We start from the raw sequence: 17,926 nt of genomic DNA on the forward strand, positions 1-17,926 counted from the left end.
CACCCGGCCCGCCCCGATGAACTGGACCGACAGGTCGAGCGTGACCGCGGTGCCCGCCTCGATCAATCCGAACAGGCGCGACCCGGCGAACAGCGCCACGTCGATGAACGCCAGGATCGTGCCGCCATGAAGATTGTTCGACAGGTTGGAATGCACATGCTGCGGAAACATCCGCACCCGCGCCTGACCGTCGGGCTCCAGCCGCACCATCATGCGGCCGAGCAGGCTGTTGAAGCGCGTGGGATCGCTCAGCGTCCACGTCATCCAGCCCGGATTGTCGGGGTCGGGTTGATGGATGAAGGATGCCTTCGTCATGCCAAACTCAGATCGTCACCCCAGCGAAGGCTGGGGTCTGCTGCCGGCTACGCGCCATCTGGTCGGCAGATCCCGGCCTCCGCCGGGATGACGCGTGAGAGGTGAGCCGCCCGATCCTCAAATCTGCCGTTCGACCACCATCTTTTTCACCTCGGCGATCGCGCGCGCCGGGCTCAGCCCCTTGGGGCAGACGTTCGAGCAGTTCATGATCGTGTGGCAGCGATAGAGACGGAACGGATCCTCGAGCTCGTCGAGCCGTTCGCCGGTCATCTCGTCGCGGCTGTCGGCCAGCCAGCGATAGGCCTGGAGCAGGATGGCCGGGCCCAGGAACTTGTCGGAATTCCACCAATAGCTCGGGCAGGAGGTCGAGCAGCAGGCGCACAGGATGCACTCGTAGAGGCCGTCCAGCTTGGCGCGATCCTCGGGCGATTGCAGCCGTTCCTTGCCCGATGGCGGCGGCGTCACCGTCTGCAGCCAGGGCTGGATCGACGCATATTGCGCGTAGAAATGGGTGAAGTCGGGCACCAGATCCTTGACCACATCCATATGCGGCAACGGCGTGATCCGGACTTCCTTGCTGCAATCCTCGATCGCATGGGTGCAGGCCAGCGTGTTGCGCCCGTCGATGTTCATCGAGCAGGACCCGCAAATGCCCTCGCGGCACGAGCGGCGGAACGTCAGCGAGGGATCCTGCTCGCTCTTCATCTTGATCAGCGCATCGAGCACCATCGGCCCGCAGCTGTCGAGATCGACCTCGAACGTGTCGTAACGGGGATTCTCGCCGCTGTCGGGATCGTAACGATAGACCTTGAAGGTCCGGACATTGCCGGCGTCGCTCGGCGCCTTGTGCGCCTTGCCCTTCTTGACGGTGCTGTTCTTCGGCAGCCTGAACTCGGCCATTCGCTCGATCCCCGCGTGAAACTTCGCCAAGCCGATAGTCCTTCGATCCGAGGGAGGGAAGACCGAAAGTTCCTCCGCCGGCGAAGGATTGCGCTACAGCCCCAGCTTCTTCGCCAGCAAGCCTTCCGCGATCGCATAGGTGCGTTCGTTGTCGACATCGATCGCCTGGCTGCCGTCGGTCAGCACGACCGCCGCCATCTTCAGGCCGAAACGACGCGATGCGCGCTTCATCGCGCTATGGATCGAAACCAGCTTGAAGCGCATCAGCAGGATGTTGATCAGGCCGAACGCCGTGATCAGCCGCTTGGGATTCTTCGCGAACTGCCCACCTTCGCGGAACACCTCGACCCCGGCGAGCGCATGCGCGCCCGAAAGCCCGTAGAGATTGCAGTTCGAATAGGCGTCGTCGCGGAATTCGTAAAAGCGCCTCTGACCCTCGGGATGAACGGCATGGATCGCACCGCGCGTGGTGAGCGCCGCTGCCGCATCGGCACCGCCTGCGAACGCATCGAGCATGCGCCGCAGCGAATCATGGCTGAGCAGCACATTGTCGGCAGTGGTGATCAGGATCGGCGCCGTCACCCCGGCCGAAGCGCGGATCACGCTCTCCGCGATGTTGGAATCGGATTCGACGAAATCGATCGGAACGCCAGCCGGCGCATAGGCCGCGACCAGCGCGGTGAGCTCGGGCACCGCCTCGGGCTCGACCGAAATGCGAATCAGGCCGATGCCCGGCATCGTCGTCAGCGTGTCGAGCACATGCGCGATCAGCGGCTTGCCGCAGATCGGCACCAGGCATTTGTGGCTGACGCCGGCGCGGACGGCCAACGGATTCTCGACCCCGGCGCGCTGCGCGGCAAGGACGAGGACGGTGAAGCCGTCAGTCACCCGAGACCGCGCTCCGCTCGATCAGGCCATGGCGCGTCAGGCTCTCGCACAGGATCGTCTCGATCAGCGCTTCCTGCGAAATGCCGGCCGCCCTGGCCGAACGGCCATAGACTTTCTGCGACCAGAGATTGCAGTTGAGATTGACCTCGAGCATCTGGACCTCGCCCTTTTCGAGGTCGAGGCGGAATTCGTAGCGGCCATAGTCGAAGGGGCGGAACACCTCGACCATCTTGCGGGTGAGCGCGTCGATCTTGGGCTGCCAATAAGCGTCGTCGAACTCGACGAGCTGATATTTCTGCGCGCGATCGACCAGGTCGCGCTTTTCGTAATAGGTCCTGAGATGGCTCGGATCGGCCTGCTCGAACAGCATCATCGGCATCACGAACGGTTCGCCGTCGACGGTGATGACGGGCACTTCGACATCGCTGCCGTTGAGGAAAGGTTCGACGATCGCGTCATGGCCCTCTGCATGGATGCCGGCGACGGCGTCCTCCACGCCTTTCCAGTCGAACGCGTCGGACACGCCCCAGCTTGCCGAAGAGGCGTTGGGCTTGATCACCATGCGCTCGGCCATCGGGCAATCGGCCTCGCGCACCGGCGCGCCGCGGCGATAGATCGCCCAGGGACTGGTGGGAACGCCCCGCGACTTTGCCTCCAGCTTGGTCAGATGCTTGTCGTCCGACAGGCCGCGCACGATCGGCGAAGCGCCGAGAAAGGGAATGCCGAGCCGCGTGCACAGCAAAGGCAGCAGCATTTCCGAATTGAGGAAACCGCCGCGGTTGAGCAGCGGGAAGACGAAATCGGCGCCCGGATCCTCGAACAGCGCCTCGTAGCGATTGGCGAGCACCAGATTGAGGCCCAGCCCCTCCAGGATCGTCCGCACTTCGTGATGATAGACGGCGTGATTGCCGTCTTCCGGGTGGAGCGATCCATCGCCCAGCGCATGCTTCGCGATGAACATGATACGGAGGCGATCCTTGGCCTCCTGCGGGATGCGGAGCGTCTTGGGCGTTTGAGTCACGAACCGACCTTTGTTTGAAACCGCGGCCATATAGAACCGGATCGGCCGGGGTGGAAGCGCCTTGCATCATTGTCGTCATCGCCGCCCCCTTGATCCCGAGGGGGGTGAACCGCCATTATTGTGCCGCAAGCTGCGCGCATAACGGCGCCGCAATCCGCGTGACTCTTGGGATTGGACCGTACGTGATGAAGCCGAATGCCGCCGCCATCGACACCGCCGTCTTTGCCGACGCGGCGGCCGATCTGCTCACCCGGGGCGGCGATGCTCGCATCATCCTCGATCCCGCGACCGGGCTGAACCAGTATTTCTCGTCCCCCCGCCCCTCCTCCGCGATCGCCTATGCCTCGTCGACCGCGAACGACATCTCGGCGCCCGCCTTCGACCATGTCTGTCGCAGGCTGGCCGAAGCGGCGCCCGACCTGATCCTGTCACCCGAAGGCTATGACGACGCGCTCGGCGCGCTGCGCACACGTATCCGCCGGGCCTATCGCCTGGGCGACGGCGTCGAGATCGTCTTCGCGCCCTCGGGCACCGATCTCGAATATGTCGGGCTGGCCCTGTGCAAGGAACGCGGCGAAGGCGGCATCCGCAATATCCTGCTCGGCGCGGACGAGGTCGGCAGCGGCTGCGTCTATTCCGCGCATGGCCAGTTCTTCGCCGAAGAAACCGCGCGCGGGATCAAGGTCGCCAAGGGCGAACCGATGGGCGGCCGGCTGCCTGCCAAGATCGAACTCTACAATGTCCCCGTCCGCGACGATCGCGGCACCGCCTATCGCCCCGAGGAAGTCGCGCGGCGGATCGACCTGGCCGTCGAGGAAGCGGGCCGCGCGCGCAAGCACACGCTGGTCCATGTCGTCCATGGATCGAAGACCGGGCTGGTGCTGCCCGCATTCGAGCATCTCGACGCGCTGGTCGACCGCCATGGCGACACGGTGAGCTTCATCGTCGACGCCTGCCAGGCGCGGATCACCAGCGCGGCGATCGCCGACTATCTGGCGCGCGGCTGCGCGGTGCTCGTCACCGGATCCAAGTTCATGGGCGGCCCGCCCTTCAACGGCTTCGCCCTGGTGCCGCGCGCGATGGTCGAGGCATCGGCGCCGATGCCCATCGCGTTCTGCAAGATCTTCCGCCACGCCGAATGGCCCGCCAACTGGCCCGATGCCGACCTGTTGCCGCGCGAGGCCAATCTGGGCCTGTTGCTGCGGCTCGAAGCGTCGGTGTTCGAGCTGGAGCGTTTCCAGGCACTCGGCGCCGAGCGGGCGACGCGCGTCATCCTCGCATTCCATGCCGCGGTCCGCACCGCATTCGTCGACCGGCTCGGCGGACGGCGCATGGCGCCCTATGCGGCCGGCGAGCGCGCCGAGGGCGATGCGCATCCCATCGAGATGCGGACGCTGTCCACCATCGACATATCCGGCCTGCCCGGCAGCCCCGATTTCGACGAGGCCAAGCGGATCCACCGCGCGCTCGTCGATGAAGGCGTGCGGCTGGGCCAGCCCGTCAAATGCGTCAGGCTGCCCGACGGGCGCTGGGGCGGGACATTGCGGGTCGGCCTGTCGATGCCGCAGATCACCGCGTTTGACGCGCTCGACGACGCGGCGCTCGAAACGCGGCTGGCCGGCGACATGGCCGTGATCGTCGATGCGATCGAGCGGGTGCGGTCGGCGGGATAAAATTGCCCGGCTTGTTTATATTCGCTGCACGCGCAGGCGAACGGCGGGTCTTGCGGTGAGTGTCTGTTTTTGATGCATCCGGATGAAACCGGGTAAAGGGGGGAGAGTATATGCGCATCTGTTTTTCGGCTCTGATGGCCGCGCTGATCTGGCCGTCGGCCGCTATCGCCCAAACCCCGGCCGCCCAACCCTCCGCAGCGATGCAGCCCAAGACCCCGGTCACCGTCGCATTCTCGCAGCAGGTCGATTTCACCGCCAAGGCGAACGGCAAGGCATATCGGCTGTTCATCGCAATGCCGCTCACGCCACCGCCGCCGGGCGGCTATCCGGTGGTCTATGTGCTCGACGGCAACGCCTATTTCGGCAGCGTCGCCGAAGCGACCCGGGCGCGCAGCGCGCTGGGCGGGGAAATTGCCGGGGCGGTGATCGTCGGCATCGGCTATCCCACCGACAATCTGCTGACGATGATGGGTCGCCGCTTCTACGATCTCACGCCCGCCCAGCCGACCGATGGCGAACGCCAGAAGATGGAAACCACCATGAAGCTGATGGGGGTGAACGGCATCGAATATGCCGGCGCGGACATACTGCTCGATATCATCGAGAAGGAGATCAAACCGCTGGTCGGCGCCAGCCTGCCGATCGATCCCAAGCGCAGCGTGCTGCTCGGCCATTCGATCGGCGGGCTGGCGGTGCTCAACGCGCTGTTCAAGCGTCCGTCGTCCTTCGACGCCTATATCGCGATCAGCCCGTCAATCTGGTGGGCAGGGCGCGACGTGCTGAAGGACGAGCCGGCATTCGCCGGCAAGCTCGCCGCCGGCCTCTCGCCGCGCGTCTTTATCGGCGTCGGCAGCCTGGAACAGGCGGTGCCGGATACGCTGCCCCCCGGCATGACCCGCGAACAGGCGACGGCGCACATGGCCGAAGCCGCGATGGTCGACAATGCGGTCGCGCTCGGCAAGCAGCTCGAAGCGCTGAGGGGCGGCGCGGGCTACAAGGTGGTCTACAAGGTGTTCGATGGCGAAACCCATGGCAGCGTGCCCTGGGCGACGTTCAAGCCGGCCTTCGATCTCGCTTTGCCGGCGAAACCAGCGGCAAAGCCCTGAAATCGGCGCCTCGACCGGAACGTTCCGGCGGCGCCCGACATGATTGCGAAGGAATTCCCATGATCCGGCGGATTTCCGGAATCGGCCTTGTCGGCCTGGCCATGTCCTTGTCGATGCCGGCACGGGCCGAACTGGTCTCCAGTGCCGCCGATCTCGGCATCGCGGTGTCCGCGCAGATCGCCTGCGCCGGCATATTCGTGACCGGGCGCGCCGAGGCCGATGTGCTGCGCGACGACATCCATGCGCTTGCGCCGTTCACCCGTTTCGTCACGCTTGCGGTCGACCGCAAGGATCGCACCGTCACCGCATCGGCCCCCGGGAGCGCCGCACGCAAGGCGCTTTACCGCCCCGGCGTCGGCTGCACATTGCTCACCGGCACCGTTGCGCGCGCCACGCTGGAGCATCAGGCCGCGAGGCTGCACCCCATGAAGCTGCGGCCGTCGACGCCTTGGCCGCTGGGCGATGCGACACAGGGAGGCGCCGGCCCGAAAATCGACGCGGCCGCATTGAAGCGGGCGGTCAATGACGCCTTTGTCGAGCAGAACAAGGATGGTTATCCCGACACCCGGGCCATCGTCGTCATCCAGGGCGGGCGGATCGTGGCCGAGCAATATGCCCCCGGCTTCGATCGCAACAGCCGTCTGCTCGGCTGGTCCGCCAGCAAGAGCATCGCCGCCACTCTGGTCGGCCTGCTCGTCGATGACGGCGTGCTCAGGCTCGATGCCCCCGCCCCGGTTCCCGAATGGCAGGGCGAAGGCGATCCGCGCCGGCAGATCACGCTGCGCCAGCTGCTGACGATGTCGAGCGGCCTACGCTTCAAGGAGAGCTACGAGCCCGGCAATGATTCGATCCGGATGCTGTTCGCGACGCCCGACATGGGCGCACTGGCCGCATCGCTGCCGCTCGACAAGGCACCCGGCACGGCGTGGAGCTATTCGTCGGGGACGACCAATATCCTCTCCGCCATCGTGACGCGCGTGACCGGCGGGACGCTCGAAAGCGTTACGCGCTTCGCGCGCAAGCGGCTGTTCGAACCCGCGGGCATGACCAGCACGATGATCGAACCCGACGAGGCGGGGGTGCCGGTCGGCAGTTCCTATGCCTATGCCACCGCGCGCGACTGGGCGCGTTTCGGCCTGCTCTATCTCAACAACGGCGTCGTCGGGAAGAAACGGCTGCTGTCGCAGCATTGGGTCGATTTTGTCCGGACGCCGACCACGGCCGCACCGCGCCCCCTCTATGGCGGGCAATTCTGGCTCAACCAGGGCGATGCCGACGGCGAACGCAGCCGGATGTTCAAGGACCTGCCGAGCGACACCTATATGGCGATGGGCCACAACCATCAGATCGTGGCGATCATCCCGTCAAGGGATGCCGTCATCGTCCGGCTGGGCTGGACACCCGAAGGCCAGAAATTCGATTTCAACACCCATTTGTCGCGGATCGCAGCGGCGCTGGCGTCCGACCCGGCCTGATCGGGCACCGCAACGATAGCGATCGAGCGAATGCTGGTAGCGGGATTGCACCGTTTGCAATCCCGCATCGGCATGGGCCCCGCCGCCCCTTTGACCGCAAGGCGCGGGAAGCGGCAATGCCGTGCTCGGATTAGTCAGCGGCCTATATCCGAACCAGGAATGAAAGGCTGCGCATGAGCGATACGAATGCAGCGCTCCGCCGCACCCTTGATCACGCGACGGCCTATCTCGACGGGCTGGACGATCGCCCCGTCGCGGCGACGGCAACCCTGACCGGGTTGCGTGACCGGCTTCGCGTTCCGCTGACGAACGCGCCGACACCGGCGACGACCGTGATTGACGATCTCGTCGCCGCAACCGCTGGCGGACAGTTGGGATCCGCCAGCGGCCGCTTCTTCGCCTGGGTCATTGGCGGTGCATTGCCGTCTGCGCTGGCCGCCGACTGGCTGGCCTCGACATGGGACGTGAATGCCTGCCTCTATGCCTGCGGCCCGGCCGCCGCAGTGGTCGAGGAAGTGGCGGGCGAATGGGTCAAGGATGTGCTCGACCTGCCACGCGAGGCCTCTTTCGCCTTCACCACCGGTTGCCAATTCGCCCATATGACCTGCCTCGCCGCGGCCCGGCACGCCCTGCTCGCCGCGCGAGGCTGGGATGTCGAGGCGGACGGACTTGCCGGTGCGCCAGCGATCCGCGTGCTCGCAACCGAGCAGCGCCATGGATCGATCGAGCGGGCGTTGCGCTTCCTCGGCATCGGCACCCGCGCCTTGCAGCCCTTGGCCACCGACGGACACGGCAGGCTTCAACCCGCAACGCTGGCCGCGGCGCTGACGGCGTCGGACGGCCCAACCATCGTGATTCTGGACGCCGCCGATCTCAACATCGGGGCATGCGACCCGTTCGCCGAACTGATACCGCTGGCGCAGGCCGCTGGCGCATGGGTGCATATCGATGGCGCGTTCGGCCTATGGGCGCGCGCCAGCCCCCGTCGCCGCCATCTTGTCGACGGTGTCGAAGCCGCCGATTCCTGGGCCACCGACGCGCATAAATGGCTCAACACTCCAAAGGACAACGGCATCGCGATCGTGCGCCATCGCGCCGCGCATCGCACGGCAATGACGCTCAGCGCAGACTATCTCGTGCCGGGCGGCGATGCCCGCGATGCAATCGACTGGACTCCGGAATGGACGCGCCGTGCCCGCGGCTACGCCATCTACGCGGCGCTGCGGGAATTGGGCCGTGATGGTATCGCCGCATTGATCGACCGCTGCTGCGACCATGCCCAGACCCTGGCGTACGGCATCGCCGCACTGCCCGGCGCCGAACTGATCGCCGCGCCGAGCCTCAATCAGGGCCTTGTCCGTTTCCTCGATCCGGATGGCGATCATGACAGCCATACCGATAGGATGATCGCGGCAATCAACGCAGAGGGAACTGCCTTTTTCAGCGGCACGACCTTTCGCGGACGTCGGGCGATGCGCATCAGCGTGGTCAATTGGCGGACCAGCGAAACCGATATACGCCGCACGATCGAGGCCGTTGGCCGCGTATTGACCAAGAGTCCGGCCCGGCGCGCGCGCTAATCCGGCACTGCTGCAATCGCCTGCGGGCTCCAGCCGCCGCCCATGGCCTGATAGAGCTGGATACGCGCGGTCAGCGCGTCGCTGCGAACCTGGATCAGGCTCAGTTCGGCCCCCAGCAGGCCGCGCTGTGCGTCGAGCTGTTCGAGATAGGGCGAATAGCCTTCGCGGTAGCGATTGGTTGCCAGCCGCAAACCTTCGGCCAGCGCGTCGCGCTGGCTGGCCGCCAGCATACGTTGTTCGTCGAGCCGCCTCACCGACGCCAGCGCATCCTCGACTTCGCGGAAACCCGCAAGCACGGCCTGGCGATAGCCGAAGGCGGCCTGATCGCGCTGCGCACCCGCTGCGTCCGCCTGCGCGGTCAGCCGGCCGCCCTGGAACAAGGGTGCCAGGATGCTGCCGCCGACCGACCACAGGCTGATCGGATCGCCGAGCAAGGTCGAAAAGGCCGCGCCGGTCGAGGCGGTCAGCCGGACCTGCGGCAGGAAGCGTTTGCGCGCCGCCGCCAGCGAGGAATCGGCGGCAGCGAGCTGATATTCGGCGCGCGCGATATCGGGCCGCCGGCGCAGCAGATCCGAAGGCAGGCCATCGGGTACGGCCGGTTCGGCAAGGCGATCCAGCGCCCCGCGCACGATCGCGCGCGGCGTTTCCCCGGTCAGCAGGCTCAGGCCATTTTCCTGCCGGGCAATGGCAAGTTCGATCTGGGGGATGATCTGCGCGGTCGCATCATATTCCGCCTGAGCCTGCTGCAATTCGAGCTTCGGCGAATAGCCGGTACGCACGCGCGACGTCGCGATCCTGAGCGAGTCCGCCCGTGCGGCGAGCGTCTGCCGCGCGACGCCAAGCCGCGCATCGAGCCCGAGCAAAGTGACATAGCCGCTTGCCGTCGCGCTCGCGACCGCCAGCCTGACGGTATCGCGCGCGGCCTGGCTGGCGAGCCAGGCATTGCGTGCCGCCGATTGCTGATCCGCGAGTCGGCCGAACAGATCGACTTCATAAGCGGCCTGCACTTGCGGCTGCGCAGCGGTCTGTTCCACCGGCGTGCCGAACGGGCTCACGCTGCGCGAATGCGTGCTGCCGATCCCGGCATCGAGCGTCGGCAGCAATTGCGCACGCGCCAGCATCTCGTTCGCGCGCGCCTCGCGCACCCGGCCGGCGGCGACGCCGATATCGGCGTTGTTGGCCAGTGCCGCCTCGACCAGCGCCGTCAGCGCCGGATCGCCGAAACCCCGCCACCAGTCACGGTCGAGCGGCGCGGTCGGGCCGGCATCGGTCCGCCACGCGGCCGCCGGCGCAATAGGCTGCACGCTCGCGGTCTCCACCGCCGGCCCGGCACAGCCCGCGAGCAGCAACGGCACGATCAGGGCATGCGTCCGCATCACCGCCCCTTGCCGCTACGCGTATCGATCCTGACCTCGACCGACATGCCCGGCCGCAGCCGCCGCGCCGCTGCCTGCCCGGGATCGATCCGGATGCGCACCGCGATGCGCTGCGCCACCTTGACGAAATTGCCCGTGGCGTTGTCGGCCTTGATCACCGCGAATTCGGATCCCGCCGCGGGCGCCAGATTCTCGACGCGTCCGGTCAGCGTCTCGCCGCCCAGCGCATCGACGCGGAAGCTGACGCGCTGGCCGATCGCGATATGATGGGTCTGCGCTTCCTTGAGATTGGCGATCACCCACAGATCGTGCGGCACCAGGAACATCAGCTGCGTGCCCGCCGTGACGAAGGCGCCGTTGCGCACGCCGATCTCGGACAGCTGGCCATCGGTGGGCGCGCGGATCACGGTGTTGTCGAGATCGATCTGGGCGAGCCGCAATTGCGCCTTGGCGGCTTCCACCGCGGCCTCCAGCCCGCTGCGCCCGACGATCACGGTGCGGACGTCCTGCGTGCCGATGGCGCGGCCCGCCTCGGCCTGGCGCACGCCCGCCTGCGCCGCCAGCAAAGCGGCGCGCGTCTGGTCGCGCTCGCGTGCGGAGATCGATCCGTCGGCGATCAGCGCATCGGCGCGGCGCATATCGGCCTGGGCACGGACAAGCTGCGCGCGCGCATTGGCGATGGCGGCATCCTGGCTCTGCGTCGCGACTTCGCGCGAACGCTGCGCCTGTGCCGAATTGGCGAGCGACGCTTCCTGCGCGCCGATATTGGCCAGCGCCTGCGCGACGCGCGCGCGATAGATGCGGTCGTCGATCGTCGCCAGCACCTGCCCCGCCTTCACCTCGGCGAAATCCTGCACCGCCACATTGGTGACGTAACCGCTCACCTGCGGGCTGATGATCGTCACCCGGCCGCGGACATAGGCATTGTCGGTCTTTTCCGCGAAGCCGGCAAAGGGCGGCAGCTGCCACGCATAAAGGATCGCGAGCACCGCCAGCACCGCGATACCCACGATCGCGATCACCACCGCCCTGCCCTTCACCGGCGGGCGCCAGCCACCCGGCGGCGGATCGATCTGCGGATCGCTTTCGGGTGCGGGATCGGCGGCGGTTTCGGCCATTTACTGCTCCTTTGCGCCCTGCGCCTGCATCATCTTCTGCTGCAATTCGATCACCGGGGAGATTTCGCCGCGACGGCGGATCGACCAGCGGATCGCGAAACCCCACAAAGCCGTCAGCACCGCGAGCACGCCGACCAGCATGAACACATCGTTGAACGCCAGGATATGCGCTTCGCGCGTCACCTGCTGTGCCAGCAGCACCGCCCCCTCGGCACTGCGCAGCGCGGGATCGCCGACGACGCCGGCGACCGCGCCCGATCCGGCACGGATCCGCGCGGCGACCAGCGGATCGGTCATCACGATCGATTGCACCAGTTCGTGCGAATGCACTTTCTCGCGGATCGCCTGGAACGTGCCGAGCAGTGCATTGCCGACCAGCCCGCCGATGCTCTGGCTCAGGCTGAACAGCACGACGAAGCTGATGAAATTCTTGGGGCCGGCCAGCAAGGTTCGCGCGATACCAATCACCATCGCCTGCGCCATGAACAGCAATGCGGCAAAGCCGACGATCGCCTGGCTCAGATACAGGCTGCTCGGGCGCGTCAGATTGGTCGCGTCGGCATCCATGAACGATCCCAAGGCGATCAGCACCACCGCGATGGTGATCGGGCGCGCGACATTGTCCGGGCGGAACGTGATCACCGCAGTCACCAGTCCCGCGATCGAGGCCGCGAGCACGATCAGATTGAGCGTCACCATCTGGTCGTTCATCATGCCGAGCACGGTCAGCAACCCGACCGATCCAAAGGCCTGTTCGGACAGCAATATCCGTACCGACGCCGCGATCAGCATCAGCCTTACCATCTGGCGCGTGCCCAGCCAGCGCGTGTTGATGAGCGGATTGGGCCGGTGATGCTCGACCAGCAAGGCGGCCGCGATCAGGACGACGCTGCCCGCAAGCGCCCAGCCCAGCCATTCGCGATCGGTCCACCACTGGATACGCCCTTCGGAGAGCACCGCGATCAGCAGCCACAGGCCCGGCGCGAGCAGGCCGATGGTGAGGAAATCGAGCGGTTCGAACACCTTTTCACGCTCGCTGGGCGGCAGCGGCAGCGCCATCACAGCGGCCAAAGTCGCCAGCGACAGGCCCAGCTCGAACCAATAGAGCATGTGCCAGTCGCCCCAGTCGAGCAGCCCCGGCGACAATGCGCGCGCCAGCGGCGTGGCAAGTTGCGGCACGCTGATGCCGATCATCACACCACTCAGCCTTTTGGCGGCGGGCATCGCTTGCATCAGATAGAGGATGGTCAGCGTCGAAAGCCCGCTCGCGGCGATGCCGCTGACCGCGCGCACCGCCACCGACGTCCAGAATCCGTGGACGAACAGGTGCAGCAAAGTCGCCAGCGCATAGGTGGCGAGCGTATAGCGGATGAACGGCTGCAGCCCGAATTGCTGGCGATATTTCACCAGCAACAGATTGGCCGTGACATTGGTCATGAAATAGGCAGCGGTCAGCCAGGCGCTTTCGTCGGTGTTGAGGCCGAGCGTGCCTTGCGCGAAATTGAGATTGACGGTGACCAGCGCATTGCCGAGGCCGCCGGTGATGCCGATCAGGCAGCCGATCGCGAAATAGAAGCGCCGCCGTCGTTCGGGATGGTCCGGATTTGCCGGCGACCCCGGCAGTGTCGGCTGCTCGTGTGGTTTGAAGACATAGGGTGCCGTGCTGGTCATGGCGTGTCCGGGCAATTCGGGGACGACTATGCGACGACGACCGTCAATTGCAACCGTCCGCTATCCAAGTTGTTGCCTTGTCGTCCGAAAGAATCGTGCAAGAGTCCGAGGGCCGACCGGCCTCGCTGCGTAGAACCATCACCACCCCAGGAGATCGTATATGAGATTGCTGCTTTCCGCGTTGACCGCCGCATTGTTGCTGCCCACGGCCGCGCTGGCGCATCCGGCGCTGGTCAGCGCCAGCCCGGCCGCCAATGCGACGGTGGCGCGCACCGGTATCGTCACGCTCAGCTTCAGCGAGAAACTAATGCCCAAATTGTCGGGCGCAAAACTGATCATGACCGGCATGCCGGGCATGAAGGACCATCCCGAAATGCCGATGAAGGCAGCCGCATCGATCGGCCCGGGCGGCAAGTCGATCATATTGAAGGCGGCCTCGCCGCTTCCGGCCGGCAGCTATCGCGTCGACTGGCACGTCGTCTCGTCGGACACGCACCGGATCACCGGATCGCACAGCTTCTCCGTGCGCTGAGGCGATGATCGACGCGGCCACGGCGATCGCCCGTTTCGCCGTCCATCTCGATCTGCTGCTGCTTTTCGGCCTCGCTGCCTATCCGCTCTATGGCGATAGCGCGGTGCGGCGGCCGAAAGCGCTGGCCCTGCTGGCCATTGTGGGACTGGCGGCGAGCCTGTTCGCCTTTGCCGACATGGCGGCGGCGATGGCCGGGCTGACGCTCGCGACGCTCGACCGGGAAATCGTCGCGACGATCGCGTTCGATACCGATCCCGGCCGCGCCTTCTTCGTTCGCATGGCGGCGCTGGCGATGGCCGTGCCATTGGCCCGGCGAAGCTGGACGGTTGCCGCACTGGCCGCAATCGCACTCGCCAGCCTCGCCTGGTCGGGCCATGCGGCGATGAACGAAGGCACTGCCGGGATCGTGCATCGCGGCGCGGATATCGTCCATCTGCTTGCCGCCGGCGCCTGGATCGGTGCGCTCGGCATATTGCTCGCACGGACTCTCGATCGTTCGACCGGGATCGAACGCCTGCACGCGGCGCTTTCGCGCTTCGGCGTCGCTGGATCGGTGCTCGTCGCTTCGATCGTGCTGACGGGCATCGTCAATCTGTGGCTGATCGTCGGCCCGGACCAGATCGCCCGTTTGCCGACCACGCTTTATGGCCAGTTGCTTGCGCTGAAGCTCGCCGCCTTCGCCGCCATGCTCGCTCTTGCCGCGAACAATCGCTGGCGATTGACGCCGCGCCTTTGCCAATCCCCGGAAACCAGCGACCACGCGGTGCGTGGCATGCGCTTCAGCATCCTGTGCGAACTTGCCTGCGCCATCGGCATCATCGCGCTTGTCGCCTTTCTCGGCACCCTGTCTCCCACCGACTGATACCAGGTCCGCGCCGCGCCCGAGCGTCCGGTCCAAGCATCGAACCACAGATCAGCGGACGATCATTTGATCGCACCTGGTGGCACCGGCTTGCGCAACCACGATCCGAATTGCCATCACTCTTCATTTTTGATAGAAAATCGTCAACATATAGAAAATAAATCGAATCAATATATCGGCGCGTCACTGCCTCCGTCACCGCTTGAGATACGAGTTTCATGTCCATCGACACCCGACCCAGACCGCATCCGCTCAATCGCGATTTCCAATGGCAGGACGTCCCACCGCACCGCGACCTACGCGCGCTTTCGCCCGCGCAAGTCGCGGCGTTCGATCGCGATGGCTTTCTGCGGATCGAAAATGCCTTCACGACCGACGAACTCGACGCAGTAATGCAGGCGATCGATCCGATCGAGGCCGCGCACGAGAAATATGTGTCCGAGGAACAGGGCGGCAATTTCCGGCTGACCTCCTCCGGTACGATCACCTTCACCGCGCATGTCGTGAAACAGTCGCAGACCCTGCGCGATTTCGCCGCGCATCCGGCGATCCGCGCCATATTGCACGACCTGATGGGTGGGACGGCCCGGCTCTACTGGGATCAGTCGGTCTACAAGAAGACGGGCAAGAAGCAGGAATTCCCCTGGCACCAGGACAATGGCTATACCTTTATCGAGCCCCAGCAATATCTGACCTTCTGGATCCCGCTGGCCGATGTCGATGAAGAGAATGGCTGCCCCTGGATCGTGCCGGGGCTGCATCGCGGCGGCACGCTCGAACATTGGGCGACGCCGATCGGGCTCAAATGCCTGGAGGATGCCGAGGGCGTGGCGGTGCCCGGCAAGGCCGGCGACATCATCCTGTTCTCGTCGCTGGCACCGCATCGCACCGGCCCCAATCTGCGCGACGGCAGCGTCCGCAAGGCCTATATCCTGCAATATGCGCCCGATGGCGCGTATACGATCGTCAATGGCGAGGCGGTCGTCCAGGACGATGCAGAGCGGCAGTTCATCGTCGAGCCGGCGGGATGACGGTATAGTTCACCCCCTTCGCTCCGCCAGTTCGCGGACGATGTCGTCATGCATCCGCCCGCGCAACGGGTAGTAGATCATCGCAATCCCGGCCACGACGAGGCCGATGGCGGGAAGCGCGGTCATCAGCAATTTCATGTTCGCCAGCGTCTCGACGCTCTGCGCGACGTTCGCACGATAGCCGATCAAACCGAGCAGCCAGCCGTAAAGGCCGGCACCCAGACCCAGCGCGACCTTGAGGAAGAACGCCCCCAGCCCGAACACGAAGCTCTCGGTCCGCATGCCGGTGCGCCATTCGCCATATTCCACGGTGTCGGGCAGCAGCGACCAGAAGCCCAGCGCCAGCCCCAGGCTCGTCACATGCATCCAGACGAAGAAACCGATCGCGAGGCCGACCGAACGGATATCGACGAGCGCGAAGACCGTGAGCCCGACCAGCCCCCAGACCACCGCAGCCAGCCAGGCGGCACGCTTGCCGATCCATTTGGTGATATAGACCCAGGCCGGTACGATCAGCAGGCCGCTCGCCGCCGTCACGCTCAGCGCCTGACGGCCCGCAGCTTCGTCGTGCAGATAATATTTGAAATAATAAAGCACCGATTTGCCGAGCGCGGTCGAGCAGACCACCCCCGTGCAGATCGCGATCACCACCACCCAGAGCGCGCGATTGTCGCGCAAGGCCGGCCAATAATCCGCCAGCCTTTCCGGCCCCTTGTCGAGCCCGGTCTCCTCCGGCTCGCGCGTCGCGAGGAACACGAGCGGCAGCACGATCGTCGCAATCATCGCGAATATGCCCGACGCCCAGAAAAAGCCCCGCGCGACGTCGCCGCCGCCAAGCGCCGATGCGAGCGGCTGAGTGAGGCTGGCGACGGTCAGGCCGGCCAGCGTCGCGAAGATGATGCGGCCGCCCGCGATGGTGCCCCGCTCCAGCGAGTCCGGCGTGATCCGCGCCGACATCGCTGTGTAGGGGATCGACGCAACGGTATAGGCGATGCGGAAGATGATGTGTGCGGCGAGCATCCACAGCGCGAGCCCCGCCCCTTCCAGCGGCGGCCGGTAATAGAGCAGCATGAAGGCGATGCCGACGAACGGCGCGCCGAACAGGATATAGGGGCGGTAGCGCCCCCAGCGCGTCCGCGTGCGATCGGCGATCGCCCCCATGAACGGATCGATCGCCGCATCGAAGATCGAGGCGATCATATAGATGAGCCCGGCGACGCCCGCGCTCAGCCCCACCGCATCGGTGTAGAAGAACAGCAGGAACAACGAGACGCTCTGCCAATACAGGTTGAACGCATAGTCGCCGACGGTGAAGCCGATGATCCGCCCGTATCCGAGCTTTTGCGCAGGCGCACCGCTCATGCGGCGATAGCCAGATTGGCGCGCGCCGCGGCAAAGCATTGCTCGGCGATGTCGATCAGATGGCGGGCCTCGATCCAGCGATCGCTTTCCTCGCGCATTTCGTCATCGGGGCCGAGGACCATCTTGGGATAGAAGGCCCGCGCGGGCAGCAGTTCGGGATGGGCGGCCAGATAATCGCCCGGTCCCGCCGACCGCAAAAAGCCCTCACAGGCCGCCGTCCACATCCGGCGATAATAATCGGTGTGGCGTGCCTCCGCCGGGTCGCTCGCAGTCACTTGTCCGAAGGCGTTGGACGAGACGCGCAGATGCAGGAAGCGCGTGCGTTCGAAGACCGGCGCGAGCGCTGCGAACTTCATCTCCATATCGCCATAGGTGAATTCATGGCCGATATACCAATGCGCGAAATCGCCGTTGAAGCGCAATTCGGGCAGGCGTTCGATCAGGTCGAGCGTGCGCCGGATATCCTGCGTCATCGTCGCGCGATGCGTTTCGAGATAGACCGGATGCCGCTCGCTCTCGGCGATCTCCAGCATCACCTCGGCAAGCCGGGTCATCTCGTCATCGCTTTCCAGCCCGGTACCGAGATGGACGGTGGTGCAGTCGCATCCGGCATCGCGGAACATGCTTACGCGTTCGCGCATCTGCGCCACATCGTCGAAGATCCGCATCATGCCCGTCGGGACCAGCCCGGCGGCGACCGCCTTGTCGGGCTCGATCGTCTGCAGCGCTTCATAGCCCGCGGCCTTGAGTGCGGCATTGATCGTCTCGGTCGATCCCCTGGGTCCGGCCGACCAGTCCGGCAAAGCGGCGGGCGTGACGAAGCTGATCCCGTGCAGCAGACGCGGCGCGCGCGACGACCCGTCATTGGTATTGGGCACCGGCGCCATGAATCCTCCCGCATATCTTGGTTGCGGGAATAGTTTATTCAAAATGCCATTTAGTCAACAGATTCGATCTATTTTATGATTCTCGTCATTGCGAGCGAAGCGAAGCAATCCAGGGATGCACGAGCCACT

At 65.6% G+C, this 17,926-nt stretch carries 16 protein-coding genes; 7 read left to right on the forward strand and 9 right to left on the reverse strand.

Annotation, left to right across the window (positions count from 1 at the left end):
- The 4 genes from AC3WN8_RS27430 to AC3WN8_RS27445 all read right to left on the reverse strand — a co-directional run.
- The coding region (locus tag AC3WN8_RS27430; protein ID WP_492672694.1) for a PaaI family thioesterase at positions 1–315 on the reverse strand (315 nt) is incomplete at its 3' end.
- Between the two features lie 117 nt (positions 316–432).
- Entirely contained in the window at positions 433–1,215 is a 783-nt protein-coding gene (locus tag AC3WN8_RS27435; protein ID WP_492672695.1) for a succinate dehydrogenase iron-sulfur subunit, read from the reverse strand.
- A gap of 93 nt (positions 1,216–1,308) precedes the next feature.
- On the reverse strand, positions 1,309–2,103 hold the full coding sequence (locus tag AC3WN8_RS27440) for an NTP transferase domain-containing protein (RefSeq protein WP_492672696.1): 795 nt from the start codon (positions 2,101–2,103) through the stop codon (positions 1,309–1,311).
- Positions 2,096–3,124 (reverse strand): D-alanine--D-alanine ligase family protein, encoded by a 1,029-nt coding sequence (locus tag AC3WN8_RS27445; RefSeq protein ID WP_492672697.1) that lies wholly within the window; start codon positions 3,122–3,124, stop codon positions 2,096–2,098. Before AC3WN8_RS27445 ends, AC3WN8_RS27440 begins: the two co-directional genes overlap by 8 nt.
- A gap of 185 nt (positions 3,125–3,309) precedes the next feature.
- On the opposite strand from AC3WN8_RS27445, the gene AC3WN8_RS27450 reads away from it, so the two are divergent.
- The 4 genes from AC3WN8_RS27450 (at position 3,310) to AC3WN8_RS27465 (ending at position 8,958) form a co-directional block, all read left to right on the forward strand.
- Positions 3,310–4,797 (forward strand): hypothetical protein, encoded by a 1,488-nt coding sequence (locus AC3WN8_RS27450; protein ID WP_492672698.1) that lies wholly within the window; start codon positions 3,310–3,312, stop codon positions 4,795–4,797.
- A gap of 110 nt (positions 4,798–4,907) precedes the next feature.
- Positions 4,908–5,903 (forward strand): alpha/beta hydrolase, encoded by a 996-nt coding sequence (locus AC3WN8_RS27455; protein WP_492672699.1) that lies wholly within the window; start codon positions 4,908–4,910, stop codon positions 5,901–5,903.
- A 59-nt stretch (positions 5,904–5,962) separates the two neighbouring features.
- On the forward strand, positions 5,963–7,378 hold the full coding sequence (locus AC3WN8_RS27460) for a serine hydrolase domain-containing protein (protein WP_492672700.1): 1,416 nt from the start codon (positions 5,963–5,965) through the stop codon (positions 7,376–7,378).
- 173 nt (positions 7,379–7,551) lie between these two features.
- The gene (locus AC3WN8_RS27465) at positions 7,552–8,958 is read left to right on the forward strand and encodes a pyridoxal phosphate-dependent decarboxylase family protein (protein ID WP_492672701.1); all 1,407 of its coding nucleotides are present in this window, start codon (positions 7,552–7,554) and stop codon (positions 8,956–8,958) included.
- Here the strand turns inward: AC3WN8_RS27465 and AC3WN8_RS27470 are convergent.
- Genes AC3WN8_RS27470 through AC3WN8_RS27480 form a run of 3 tightly spaced genes read right to left on the reverse strand, consistent with a single transcriptional unit; the run spans position 8,955 to position 13,123 of the window.
- A complete protein-coding gene (locus tag AC3WN8_RS27470; RefSeq protein ID WP_492672702.1) occupies positions 8,955–10,334 on the reverse strand; it encodes an efflux transporter outer membrane subunit in 1,380 nt (459 codons plus the stop codon). The two genes, AC3WN8_RS27465 and AC3WN8_RS27470, sit on opposite strands and share 4 nt — an antisense overlap.
- The gene (locus tag AC3WN8_RS27475) at positions 10,334–11,452 is read right to left on the reverse strand and encodes an HlyD family secretion protein (RefSeq protein ID WP_492672703.1); all 1,119 of its coding nucleotides are present in this window, start codon (positions 11,450–11,452) and stop codon (positions 10,334–10,336) included. Before AC3WN8_RS27475 ends, AC3WN8_RS27470 begins: the two co-directional genes overlap by 1 nt.
- Positions 11,453–13,123: an MFS transporter gene (locus AC3WN8_RS27480; protein WP_492672704.1), complete on the reverse strand. Its 1,671-nt coding sequence runs from the start codon at positions 13,121–13,123 to the stop codon at positions 11,453–11,455.
- Positions 13,124–13,283: 160 nt separating this feature from the next.
- Here AC3WN8_RS27480 and copC point away from each other — a divergent pair, with 160 nt between their 5' ends.
- The 3 genes from copC to AC3WN8_RS27495 all read left to right on the forward strand — a co-directional run bounded on the left by copC (position 13,284) and on the right by AC3WN8_RS27495 (position 15,548).
- Positions 13,284–13,655, forward strand: coding sequence for a copper homeostasis periplasmic binding protein CopC (gene copC / locus AC3WN8_RS27485; RefSeq protein WP_492672705.1), 372 nt, complete (start codon positions 13,284–13,286; stop codon positions 13,653–13,655).
- Positions 13,656–13,659: 4 nt separating this feature from the next.
- Entirely contained in the window at positions 13,660–14,517 is an 858-nt protein-coding gene (gene copD / locus AC3WN8_RS27490) for a copper homeostasis membrane protein CopD (RefSeq protein ID WP_492672706.1), read from the forward strand.
- Positions 14,518–14,735: 218 nt separating this feature from the next.
- Entirely contained in the window at positions 14,736–15,548 is an 813-nt protein-coding gene (locus AC3WN8_RS27495) for a phytanoyl-CoA dioxygenase family protein (RefSeq protein ID WP_492672707.1), read from the forward strand.
- A 9-nt stretch (positions 15,549–15,557) separates the two neighbouring features.
- Here AC3WN8_RS27495 and AC3WN8_RS27500 read toward each other — a convergent pair whose 3' ends face one another.
- Together AC3WN8_RS27500 and AC3WN8_RS27505 are read right to left on the reverse strand one after the other, a co-directional pair.
- Positions 15,558–16,910, reverse strand: coding sequence for an MFS transporter (locus tag AC3WN8_RS27500; protein ID WP_492672708.1), 1,353 nt, complete (start codon positions 16,908–16,910; stop codon positions 15,558–15,560).
- Positions 16,907–17,797, reverse strand: a complete 891-nt coding sequence (locus tag AC3WN8_RS27505) for a hypothetical protein (protein ID WP_492672709.1) — start codon at positions 17,795–17,797, stop codon at positions 16,907–16,909. The genes AC3WN8_RS27500 and AC3WN8_RS27505 overlap by 4 nt, the downstream gene beginning before the upstream one ends.
- Between the last annotated feature and the right edge of the window lie 129 nt (positions 17,798–17,926).

The organism is Sphingobium sp. FW305-3-2-15-F-TSA7 (genome assembly GCF_058787155.1).

Bases quoted from the DNA above. Each gene is read 5' to 3' on its own strand.
- AC3WN8_RS27435 (WP_492672695.1), bottom strand. From the start codon at position 1,215: ATGGCCGAGTTCAGGCTGCCGAAGAACAGCACCGTCAAGAAGGGCAAG.
- AC3WN8_RS27450 (WP_492672698.1), top strand. From the start codon at position 3,310: ATGAAGCCGAATGCCGCCGCCATCGACACCGCCGTCTTTGCCGACGCG.
- AC3WN8_RS27455 (WP_492672699.1), top strand. From the start codon at position 4,908: ATGCGCATCTGTTTTTCGGCTCTGATGGCCGCGCTGATCTGGCCGTCG.
- AC3WN8_RS27460 (WP_492672700.1), top strand. From the start codon at position 5,963: ATGATCCGGCGGATTTCCGGAATCGGCCTTGTCGGCCTGGCCATGTCC.
- AC3WN8_RS27465 (WP_492672701.1), top strand. From the start codon at position 7,552: ATGAGCGATACGAATGCAGCGCTCCGCCGCACCCTTGATCACGCGACG.
- AC3WN8_RS27470 (WP_492672702.1), bottom strand. From the start codon at position 10,334: ATGCGGACGCATGCCCTGATCGTGCCGTTGCTGCTCGCGGGCTGTGCC.
- AC3WN8_RS27475 (WP_492672703.1), bottom strand. From the start codon at position 11,452: ATGGCCGAAACCGCCGCCGATCCCGCACCCGAAAGCGATCCGCAGATC.
- AC3WN8_RS27480 (WP_492672704.1), bottom strand. From the start codon at position 13,123: ATGACCAGCACGGCACCCTATGTCTTCAAACCACACGAGCAGCCGACA.
- copC (WP_492672705.1), top strand. From the start codon at position 13,284: ATGAGATTGCTGCTTTCCGCGTTGACCGCCGCATTGTTGCTGCCCACG.
- copD (WP_492672706.1), top strand. From the start codon at position 13,660: ATGATCGACGCGGCCACGGCGATCGCCCGTTTCGCCGTCCATCTCGAT.
- AC3WN8_RS27495 (WP_492672707.1), top strand. From the start codon at position 14,736: ATGTCCATCGACACCCGACCCAGACCGCATCCGCTCAATCGCGATTTC.
- AC3WN8_RS27500 (WP_492672708.1), bottom strand. From the start codon at position 16,910: ATGAGCGGTGCGCCTGCGCAAAAGCTCGGATACGGGCGGATCATCGGC.
- AC3WN8_RS27505 (WP_492672709.1), bottom strand. From the start codon at position 17,797: ATGGCGCCGGTGCCCAATACCAATGACGGGTCGTCGCGCGCGCCGCGT.